Below are 8,844 nucleotides of genomic sequence, written 5' to 3'. Positions count from 1 at the left end.
GATGGGGTGGGGTGACCGGTGGGGGTTGTGCGCGCCGCCTGTGCGCAGCGGGGAGTTGAACCCCGGGGCGACGGATGCCGCCCGCTACCTGCCTGCGCCCGTGCGTTCACCAGCCCGACCCCGAGGGGTTCGTGCCGCCGGTCCATCCGCACGGAAGTCTGGGAATCCCTTCGATTCCTGCCGGCCGCCCTCACGAGACGGCCCGCCACGGTGTTGTGGTCTTCACACCGCGATCGCACTCAGCCGCCCCTTGGTTGGGCTGTCGACGGCGGGGCCGTCGGTGGTGCGTCGCAACGCTTATCGCTGTGGAGTTACTTCTGCCTGTCCCCCTCGGCGCGGTCGGTCAGCCGGGGTCATTAGGGGTGTGGCATCGTCCGTCGCAAGGCGCGACGAATAGCGCCCTCCGTGACGCGGCGAACGTCACAGGGGCCGTAGCGGTGGGGCCGCTACTGAGGGGTGGGCGCGGTGGGCCAGTACTTCGCGAGCACGACGATCAGAAAGCCGAGGATCGCGAGGGCCGTTACGCCGTCGGCGTGAAGCCGAATGAGGGTGGGAAGGATGCCGGCGACGACGAGTGTGACGCCGATGAGGATGAGCAGGCCGCGGATCATGCGACGCGCTTCCGGACTCGCGAGCGCTTGGGTTGTGCCCAGCGGTCGCGGGGTTTCGTGAGGTGGGCGTCGACGACGGACGGGTAGAACCGCCACTCGCGCCCGAGGCGGAAGCCGGGCAGGTCGCCCTTCTCCGCGAGACGGTAGACCGTGTCGAGCGAGCATGAGAGCTTCGCGGCGAGTTCGGCGGCGGTGATCGCCGCCTCACGTGGCACGGCCTGGACGGTCATGCTGCGATCCGGTCCACGGTCGCGGTGACGGCGAACTCGGACGGGAGCAGCGTGCTCGGATGCACCCCCAGAGCGCGGGCGATGCGAGCGAGCTCGCTGATGGTGAAGTCGCCGTGTCCGGCGAGCTTGCGGAGGAATGTGCTGACGGCAATGCCAGCCTGTTCTGCGACCCACTTCTTCGTGCGGTCGACTTTCAGACGTGCGGATTCGATACGGGCGGGAGTGGAGTCGGTGGGGGCCGACTCACGGGTTGGGCAGGTCAGAGTGGGGGCCGGCTGGGGGGCCGTCGTGGTGTCCATACGGAGACCGTAGCACGTCAAATGAGTGCTTCTGACACCAGATGGAAACTCGTCGACGCAATTTGTACACCCTTGGTCGTCGAATAGCGTGCTAATGTCTCGGGCATGGCCGATTACGGATACGACTTCAGTCAGGCGGTTGCCGCCGAGCTACGCGCGGAACGTGGCCGCACAAAGCAAACGGTCGCCTCCATAGTGGAGGCGACCGGTTTGTCTAAGAGCGCAGTGCTGCACTACCTAAACGGCAAGCGCGACATTCCCACGCAGGCGTTCGCGACTATCTGCCGTGCGCTCGATGTGTCGCCCGTTGTGATCTTCGAACGCGCTCAAGCGGCGGTCGTCGATGACGTCGGGTGATGTCTCTAGCTGTTCGAGCCGACGCTTCAGAACGTTGACGGGAGACGTGTTGAGAGAAACGGCGAGTTCCGCGATCGCGCGCACAGTAGGCATGGGTGAGTTCCGTATTTTGTTTCGAGGGTTTGTGGCATCCAGCCAGGCGAGGACGACTGTGCCGTGGGGAGTGTTGGGGGAACCCTATGAGCATAGGCCGACGTCCGGACACGAAGTCCCGTCGACGTCATTTCGTGATGAAGCGCATGTAGGCGCGCCTACGTTTCCGAGTGACAGAGGGGGGTTCTGAGCGGTTCTGGACCGGACAGCAAACCACACCAAATCCGCGTGATCCTGCGGCAGAACCCCGACTGGCACACCATGTGGCAAACAGATTCAAGTCCCGTTACTCACCCCAGATCAATCGAATGGGGCGCGTCTCACGCGCCCCATTCGCGTAGAAGCGGGGCATCATGATGGAGATGGATGCCGCGACCTTCGAGACGCTCGTGATCGACGAGCTGGATGCGCTCCCCGACGACATGGTCGAGGGCCTCGACAACGTCGTCTTCGTGGTCGAGGACAGGCCAGAGGACGGCAGTCTCGACCTGCTGGGGCTCTACGACGGCTGGGCGCTGACCGAGCGGGAGCGTTACGGCGTCGGCGAGCTGCCGGACCGCATCATCGTGTACCGCGAACCGCATCTGGCGGTCTGCGACGATGAGGGTGAGCTGCGCGACGAGGTGCATACGACGCTGGTGCACGAGATCGCGCATTTCTACGGCATAGACGACGACCGCCTGCACGAGCTGGGCTGGGCATGACGACCGCGCTCGCCACGCCGTCGGTCGACGAAGACATCGACCTCTCCGAACGCGTCGATCCCGCGCGCCCCTGGCAGACGGTCGTCTGGGACGATCCGGTCAACCTGATGAGCTACGTCACGCACGTCTTCCGCGAGTACTTCGGCCTCGCCCGCGCCGACGCGGAGCGCCTCATGCTCGCGGTTCACAACGAGGGGCACGCGGTCGTCTCTCGCGGGCCCCGCGAGCAGATGGAGATGCACGCGCAGGCGATGCACGACTACGGCCTGTGGGCCACCGTGAGGCAGGAACCCCGATGATCGACCGGATCGTGGTGCTCGACGTCGCCCGCCTCGAGGCCGCCCATCTCGCGGGCCTCGTCGGCCAGTTCGCCCAACTGCTGCGCGAGTCCGCGCCCGACGACGGCGACCCCGCGATCGCACGGCTGGTGCCGACGGCATACGCGGACGACGAGGACGCGGCGCGGGAGTTCCGTTCGCTGACGCAGGCCGACCTCCTCGATCGGCGTGCCTCCGACGCCGGTCTCGTGCTCGCATCCCTCCAGGACGCAGCCGAGATCCCCGAGGACCCCGACGATCCGGCGCTGCTGGAGCAGGTCGAGATCCGGCTCGCCCCGGAGACGGCCCAGGCATGGTTGCGAACCCTCGCCGCCGTCCGCCTGGTGCTCGCGACCCGGCTGGGCGTCGTCGAGGAGGACGACCACGAGCACGACGATCCGCGGTTCGGCGTCTACGACTGGATCGGGTACCGGCTCGACGGCCTCGTCGCGGCTCTCGACAGCGGGGAGTGACCCGCACTCACGGTACGGGGAACACGAGGCTCGCGAGGCTCATCGGATCGTCGCGGGTGACGTGCCGCTGTTCCTGACGCGCCCATCGGTCCCAGTGGGGACGGTAGGTCTCACCGTCACGGGCCAGGGCGCGCTCCTTGCGCGAGGCCGTCGGCGATTCGAGCCACACCCGCACGTCGGCGAGCCGCGCGGTCGTCGGAGTGAGCGCGCCGGAACCCTCGACGATGAGCGGCAGGGAGGGATCGACGGCATGCGCCTCGGCAGGTTCGCCGACGGTCCAGTCCCATCGCTGCCACACCCCCACGAATCCCTTGGCGTGTGGGGTCAGGATCAGCTCCCTGGCGAGCTCCACGCCGTCGTCCAGGCCGTCCCAGCCCGGATAGATCGAGTCGAGCGCCACGAGCTGGACGCGACCGCGCAGAGGCCACCGCGCAACCAGAGCGCGTGCCAGCGATGTCTTGCCCGCACCGCTTCGTCCGTCGATGAGGACCACGGGATTGGATGCCGCGACCTGCTCGATCGCCGCGATGATCCGATCGACCGCGATTCCGAGCGAATTGCCGACCGCGTCCTGGCTACTTCTTGAGGGTGCGGATGACACGGCTGAGCGCGCGACCTGCGAAGAAGACGAACGGAACCGCGACCGTCAGGAGCGCGATGATGTTCGGCTCGAACCGGAGGTCGTCGCCCCGACGGATGTATGCGCCGAGGGGGATGGCCCAGCCGCCTCCGCCACCGCCGCCGTTCCCCGCCTCGTCGGATCCACCGCCGAAGCCGGACCACGTCAGCGCAACCGGGATGATGCGGACGCCGTCGACGTCCTGCTGATCGCCGTATGCGCTCTTCACGCCGAAGGACGCGGACTGCTTGCCGAGTTCGAGTGCGATGTTGGGCATGGGTCCAACGTACTCGCCGCCGCGCCGCTCGCACAGCGCGGGGGCGAACTCCGGAGGCCCCGCCGCGCCATGTGCGAGCGCGTCACCCCTGGTCGAACCGTGGCGGGGGCGGGCTCGACGGAAGGGTGCCTCCGCCGCGCGTGCCCAGCAGCGTCGCGCGGGTGACCGCGCCGCGCCCGAACTTCGCGGTGGCACCGTCGAGCGCGTCCTCGATGCGCCGCCATCCCTCGTCGTCGTCCCACAGCGTCGGCATCGCCGCGCCCGCCGGGCGCAGCTTCTCCGCGCGCACGCCGATGAGCCTCACCGGCAGCGCGCGATCCACTGACGCGAACAGCTCGTGCGCGGCATCTCCGATGCGCTGCCCGACGGCGGTGGGCTCGGGGAGCGTCTGCGAGCGGGTGATCGTCGTGAAGTCCGCATAGCGAACCTTGATCGCGACGGTCGATGCCTCCCACCCGCCGCTGCGCAGGCGCGCGCCCACGCGATCGGCGAGGCGGCGGAGTTCGGAGCGCAGGATCGCGGTGTCGCCGATGTCTTCGTGGAAGGTCTCTTCGTGGCCCACGCTCTTCTCGACTCGGCTCGTGTCGACCTCGCGTGCGTCGATCCCACGCGCCAGGTGCCAGATCCGGTCCCCCATCGCGACCCCGAGAGCGCGATCCAGCAGCTCGCGAGGCGTGTCGAGCACGTCGGCGATGGTACGGATGCCGCGCGCCTCGAGTGCTTCGGACGTCTTCGGTCCGACGCCCCACAGTGCCCGCACCGACCGCGGCGCGAGGAACGCGGCCGTGTCGGCCTCCGCGATGACGAGCAGCCCGTCGGGCTTGCTCATCGTCGAGGCCATCTTCGCGACGTGCTTGGTCGCCGCAACGCCGACGCTGCACGTGAGGCCGGTCTCGTCGCGGACGCGTGCGCGCAGCATCCGTGCGATCTCCGCGGGTCTGCCCCACAGCCGACGCGCGCCGCGCACGTCGAGGAACGCCTCGTCGATGGAAAGCGGCTCGACCAGCGGGGTGACGTCGCGGAAGATGCCCATGACCTGCGCCGACGTCTCGAGATACCGATCGAAGTGCGGGGGGACGACGATCGCGTGGGGGCACAGCCGGAGCGCCTGGCCGACCGGCATGGCCGAGCGCACGCCGAAGCGCCGGGCCTCGTAGGACGCGCTCGAGACGACCGAACGGCTGTCGGGTGCGCCGATGATGATGGCCTTGCCGCGCAGCGAGGGATCATCGAGCTGCTCGACCGACGCGTAGAACGCGTCCATGTCGACGTGCAGGATGCCGGCGCCGCTGTCGTCGGCACCCTCCGGTGAGACGACACGGCCGGTCCCGTCGCCACGCCCCATGGCTCGATCCTTCCATCAACCTCGGACATCGAGAGCGAGAGGGCGGATCCCGGCCGGGATCCGCCCTCTCGAAGCAGCTCGGGCGCCTCTGCACCCGTGGACGCTACGCGCCCGTCGAGCCGGCCCGCTCGAGCACGAGCTCGCGCACGCGGGCGGCGTCCGCCTGGCCCTTCATGGCCTTCATGACCGCGCCGATGACGGCGCCGGCAGCCTGCACCTTGCCATCGCGGATCTTCTCGAGCACGTCGGGTTGAGCGGCCAGCGCATCGTCGATCGCGGCGATGAGCGCGCCGTCGTCCGAGACGACAGCGAGGCCGCGGGCATCGACGATCTCCTGCGGCGTGCCCTCCCCGGCGATCATGCCCTCGAGCACCTGGCGCGCGAGCTTGTCGGTGAGGGTTCCCGCGTCGACGAGCGCCTGCAGAGCCGCCACGTCGGCCGGCGTCGCGAGCTCAGCGGGTTCGCGGCCCTCGGCGTTCGCGATGCGCAGCAACTCGCCGGTCCACCACTTGCGGGCCGCGGCCGGTGAGGTGCCCGCGGCGATCGTCGCCTCCACCTCGGCGAGCAGGCCGGCGTTCACGACGCCCTGGAAGTCGATGTCGGCGAAACCCCACTCCGCCTTGAGACGGCGGCGGCGAGCTGCGGGCGGCTCGGGCAGAGCTGCCCGCAGCTGCTCGATCAGCTCGATGGACGGTGCCACGGGCAGCAAGTCCGGCTCGGGGAAGTAGCGGTAGTCGTCGGCGTCGGACTTGGGGCGGCCGGGCGAGGTGGTGCCGGTGTCCTCGTGCCAGTGGCGCGTCTCCTGCGTGATCGTCCCGCCTGCGGCGAGGATCGCCGCCTGACGCTGTATCTCGTACCGCACCGCACGCTCGACCGAGCGCATGGAGTTGACGTTCTTCGTCTCGGTGCGTGTGCCGAGCTTCTCCTGGCCGCGCGGGCGCAGCGAGACGTTGGCGTCGCAGCGGAGGTTGCCGCGCTCCATGCGCGCTTCCGAGATGCCCAGCGCGATCACGATGTCGCGGATCGTCGCGACGTATGCCTTCGCGATCTCAGGCGCGCGCTCCTCGGCGCCGAAGATCGGCTTGGTGACGATCTCGACGAGCGGTACGCCGGCGCGGTTGTAGTCGACGAGCGAGTACTCGGCGCCCTGGATGCGACCGGTCGAGCCACCGACGTGCGTGAGCTTGCCGGCATCCTCTTCCATGTGCGCGCGCTCGATCGGCACCGTGACGATCTCGCCGTCGGCGAGCTCGATGTCGACCGAGCCCTCGAAGGCGATCGGCTCGTCGTACTGCGAGATCTGGTAGTTCTTGCCGAGGTCGGGGTAGAAGTAGTTCTTCCGCGCGAACCGGCTCGACGGGGCGATCGAGCAGCCGAGGGCGAGGCCGAGGCTGATCGAGTACCGCACCGCGGTCTCGTTGACGACGGGGAGTGCGCCCGGCAGGCCCATGTCGACGGGAGCGACGAGGGTGTTCGGCTCGGCGCCGTGGTTCGCGGAGTTCGCGGGGTTCGCCGCCGCCGAGAACATCTTGGTCTCGGTGTTGAGTTCGACATGCACCTCGAATCCGAGCACCGGCTCATAGAGCTCGAGCGCCTTGTCGAAGTCCATCAGCTTGTCCTTCGCCATCAGCGGGCACCTCCGTTCGCGCCGAGCGCCGGCGCCCTGTCGAGGAGCGGACCGCCCCACGAGTCGACGAGCAGGGACTCCAGCGCCGCACCGACGCGGTACAGGCGCGCGTCCTCGTGAGCGGGAGCGAGGAACTGGATGCCCACCGGCAGTCCGTCTTCCGATGCCAGACCCGACGGGATGGAGATGCCGGGCACCCCGGCGAGGTTCGCCGGAATGGTCGTCACGTCGTTGAGGTACATCTGCAGCGGGTCGTCGATCTTCTCGCCGAGCTTGAACGCCGTGGTCGGAGCGGACGGCGTCGCGATGACATCCACCTGGGAGAACGCGTCCGCGAAGTCCTGCTGGATGAGCGTGCGCACCTTCTGTGCAGACCCGTAGTAGGCGTCGTAATAGCCCGCCGAGAGAGCGTACGTGCCGAGGATGATGCGGCGCTTCACCTCGTCGCCGAAGCCGGCGTCTCGGGTCTTGGCCATGACGTCCTCAACGGTGCCGCCCGGAACGTCGACGCGCAGTCCGAAGCGGACCGAGTCGAACTTGGCCAGATTGCTGGATGCCTCGGCCGGGAGGATCAGGTAGTACGCGGCGACGCCGTACTCGAAGTGCGGCGCGCTGATCTCGACGATCTCGGCGCCCTGGGCCTCCATCGCGGCGAGAGCCGCGCGGAAGGATTCCGACACGCCCGCCTGGAAGCCGCTGTCGGGCAGCTCGCGGATCACGCCGACCTTGAGGCCCTTGAGCACCTCGCCGGTCGCGCCTTCGCGGGCGGCGGCCGCGAACGACGGCCACTCGTGGGCCAGCGACGTGGAGTCGTGCGGGTCGTGCCCGCCGATCACGTCGTGAAGGAGGCCCGCGTCGAGCACCGTGCGAGTGACGGGGCCGACCTGGTCGAGGCTCGAGGCCAGCGCGATCGCGCCGTAGCGGCTGACGCCGCCGTAGGTCGGCTTGATGCCCACTGTGCCGGTGACGTGCGCGGGCTGGCGGATCGATCCGCCGGTGTCGGAGCCGAGGGCGAGCGGTGCTTCGAAGGCCGCGACCGCAGCAGCCGAGCCACCGCCCGAACCGCCGGGGATGCGCGAGAGGTCCCACGGGTTGCGCGTAGGACCGTACGCCGAGTGCTCAGTGGACGAGCCCATCGCGAACTCGTCCATGTTCGTCTTGCCGAGCGGGACGAGGCCTGCGGCGCGCGAGCGCGCGACGACGGTCGCGTCGTACGGCGACATGTAGCCCTCGAGGATCTTCGAGCCGCTGGTGGACGGCATGTCCGTCGTCACCAGGACGTCCTTGATCGCGAGGGGAACGCCCGCGAGCGGGCCGAGGTCGTCGCCGGCCGCACGTCGGCGGTCGATGTCGGCCGCGACCTCGAGCGCGTGCTCGTTGACGTGGAGGAAGGCGTGCACATCGGCATCCACGGCAGCGATGCGGTCGAGGTGGGCCTGCGTGGCCTCCACGCTCGACACCTCGCCGGCGGAGAGCTTGTCTGCGAGCGCGGCGGCGCTCAGCTTCGTGAGATCGGTCACGTCGGGGCCCCTTACTGCTCTTCGCCGAGGATCGCGGTCACGCGGAACCGGCCGTCCGCGGAATCCGGCGCGTTCTGCAGCACCTGTGCGGGCGTCAGCAGATCGCCGGGCACATCCGAACGGAAGATGTTCTCGAGGGCGATCGGGTGACTGGTGGCGGCGACGTCGGGCGTGGCGACCTCGGAGACCTTGGCGATGTTGTCGACGATCGCGTCGAGCTGCCCGGTGAGGCGCTCGACCTCTCCGTCGCTCAGCTGGATCCGGGCGAGCACACCGAGATGGCGCACGAGATCGGGGGTGATTTCAGACACCAGCACAGTTTAGTCAAGGAGCGGGAGCCGCCCCCGCTTCCCCCTCGCCCATTCGGGGGCC

At 69.0% G+C, this 8,844-nt stretch carries 13 protein-coding genes; 4 read left to right on the top strand and 9 right to left on the bottom strand.

What is annotated here, in order from left to right:
• Positions 1–446 precede the first annotated feature (446 nt).
• The 3 genes from RS82_RS21205 to RS82_RS00145 are packed head-to-tail and all read right to left on the bottom strand — an operon-like array spanning position 447 to position 1,140.
• Positions 447–611, bottom strand: a complete 165-nt coding sequence (locus tag RS82_RS21205) for a hypothetical protein (RefSeq protein ID WP_157005210.1) — start codon at positions 609–611, stop codon at positions 447–449.
• Entirely contained in the window at positions 608–841 is a 234-nt protein-coding gene (locus RS82_RS00150; protein WP_045296061.1) for an excisionase family DNA-binding protein, read from the bottom strand. Before RS82_RS00150 ends, RS82_RS21205 begins: the two co-directional genes overlap by 4 nt.
• A complete protein-coding gene (locus tag RS82_RS00145; protein WP_045296060.1) occupies positions 838–1,140 on the bottom strand; it encodes a helix-turn-helix domain-containing protein in 303 nt (100 codons plus the stop codon). The genes RS82_RS00150 and RS82_RS00145 overlap by 4 nt, the downstream gene beginning before the upstream one ends.
• 105 nt (positions 1,141–1,245) lie before the next feature.
• Here RS82_RS00145 and RS82_RS00140 point away from each other — a divergent pair, with 105 nt between their 5' ends.
• From RS82_RS00140 to RS82_RS00125, 4 genes are all read left to right on the top strand, one after another.
• Positions 1,246–1,497: a helix-turn-helix domain-containing protein gene (locus tag RS82_RS00140; protein ID WP_045296059.1), complete on the top strand. Its 252-nt coding sequence runs from the start codon at positions 1,246–1,248 to the stop codon at positions 1,495–1,497.
• Between the two features lie 449 nt (positions 1,498–1,946).
• Complete coding sequence (locus RS82_RS00135) at positions 1,947–2,294, top strand: metallopeptidase family protein (protein WP_084695363.1); 348 nt, start codon at positions 1,947–1,949, stop codon at positions 2,292–2,294.
• On the top strand, positions 2,291–2,593 hold the full coding sequence (clpS, locus tag RS82_RS00130) for an ATP-dependent Clp protease adapter ClpS (RefSeq protein WP_045296056.1): 303 nt from the start codon (positions 2,291–2,293) through the stop codon (positions 2,591–2,593). Before RS82_RS00135 ends, clpS begins: the two co-directional genes overlap by 4 nt.
• Complete coding sequence (locus RS82_RS00125; RefSeq protein WP_045296053.1) at positions 2,590–3,084, top strand: DUF2017 family protein; 495 nt, start codon at positions 2,590–2,592, stop codon at positions 3,082–3,084. Before clpS ends, RS82_RS00125 begins: the two co-directional genes overlap by 4 nt.
• A 7-nt stretch (positions 3,085–3,091) precedes the next feature.
• Here the strand turns inward: RS82_RS00125 and RS82_RS00120 are convergent, their stop codons facing one another.
• The 6 genes from RS82_RS00120 to gatC form a co-directional block, all read right to left on the bottom strand.
• A complete protein-coding gene (locus RS82_RS00120) occupies positions 3,092–3,685 on the bottom strand; it encodes a sigma 54-interacting transcriptional regulator (RefSeq protein WP_425411871.1) in 594 nt (197 codons plus the stop codon).
• On the bottom strand, positions 3,660–3,980 hold the full coding sequence (locus tag RS82_RS00115) for a hypothetical protein (protein ID WP_045296051.1): 321 nt from the start codon (positions 3,978–3,980) through the stop codon (positions 3,660–3,662). Before RS82_RS00115 ends, RS82_RS00120 begins: the two co-directional genes overlap by 26 nt.
• Before the next feature lie 82 nt (positions 3,981–4,062).
• Positions 4,063–5,325, bottom strand: a complete 1,263-nt coding sequence (locus tag RS82_RS00110) for a DNA polymerase IV (protein ID WP_045296050.1) — start codon at positions 5,323–5,325, stop codon at positions 4,063–4,065.
• A 103-nt stretch (positions 5,326–5,428) separates the two neighbouring features.
• Positions 5,429–6,952: an Asp-tRNA(Asn)/Glu-tRNA(Gln) amidotransferase subunit GatB gene (gene gatB / locus RS82_RS00105; RefSeq protein WP_045296049.1), complete on the bottom strand. Its 1,524-nt coding sequence runs from the start codon at positions 6,950–6,952 to the stop codon at positions 5,429–5,431.
• Positions 6,952–8,472 (bottom strand): Asp-tRNA(Asn)/Glu-tRNA(Gln) amidotransferase subunit GatA, encoded by a 1,521-nt coding sequence (gene gatA / locus RS82_RS00100; RefSeq protein ID WP_045296048.1) that lies wholly within the window; start codon positions 8,470–8,472, stop codon positions 6,952–6,954. The genes gatB and gatA overlap by 1 nt, the downstream gene beginning before the upstream one ends.
• A gap of 11 nt (positions 8,473–8,483) precedes the next feature.
• Entirely contained in the window at positions 8,484–8,783 is a 300-nt protein-coding gene (gatC, locus tag RS82_RS00095; RefSeq protein ID WP_045296062.1) for an Asp-tRNA(Asn)/Glu-tRNA(Gln) amidotransferase subunit GatC, read from the bottom strand.
• Between the last annotated feature and the right edge of the window lie 61 nt (positions 8,784–8,844).

This window comes from Microbacterium trichothecenolyticum, from assembly GCF_000956465.1.
Taxonomy (GTDB): domain Bacteria; phylum Actinomycetota; class Actinomycetes; order Actinomycetales; family Microbacteriaceae; genus Microbacterium; species Microbacterium trichothecenolyticum.
Note: the sequence above shows the minus strand (reverse complement) of the source record. Positions and strands in the feature narration are given on the sequence as shown.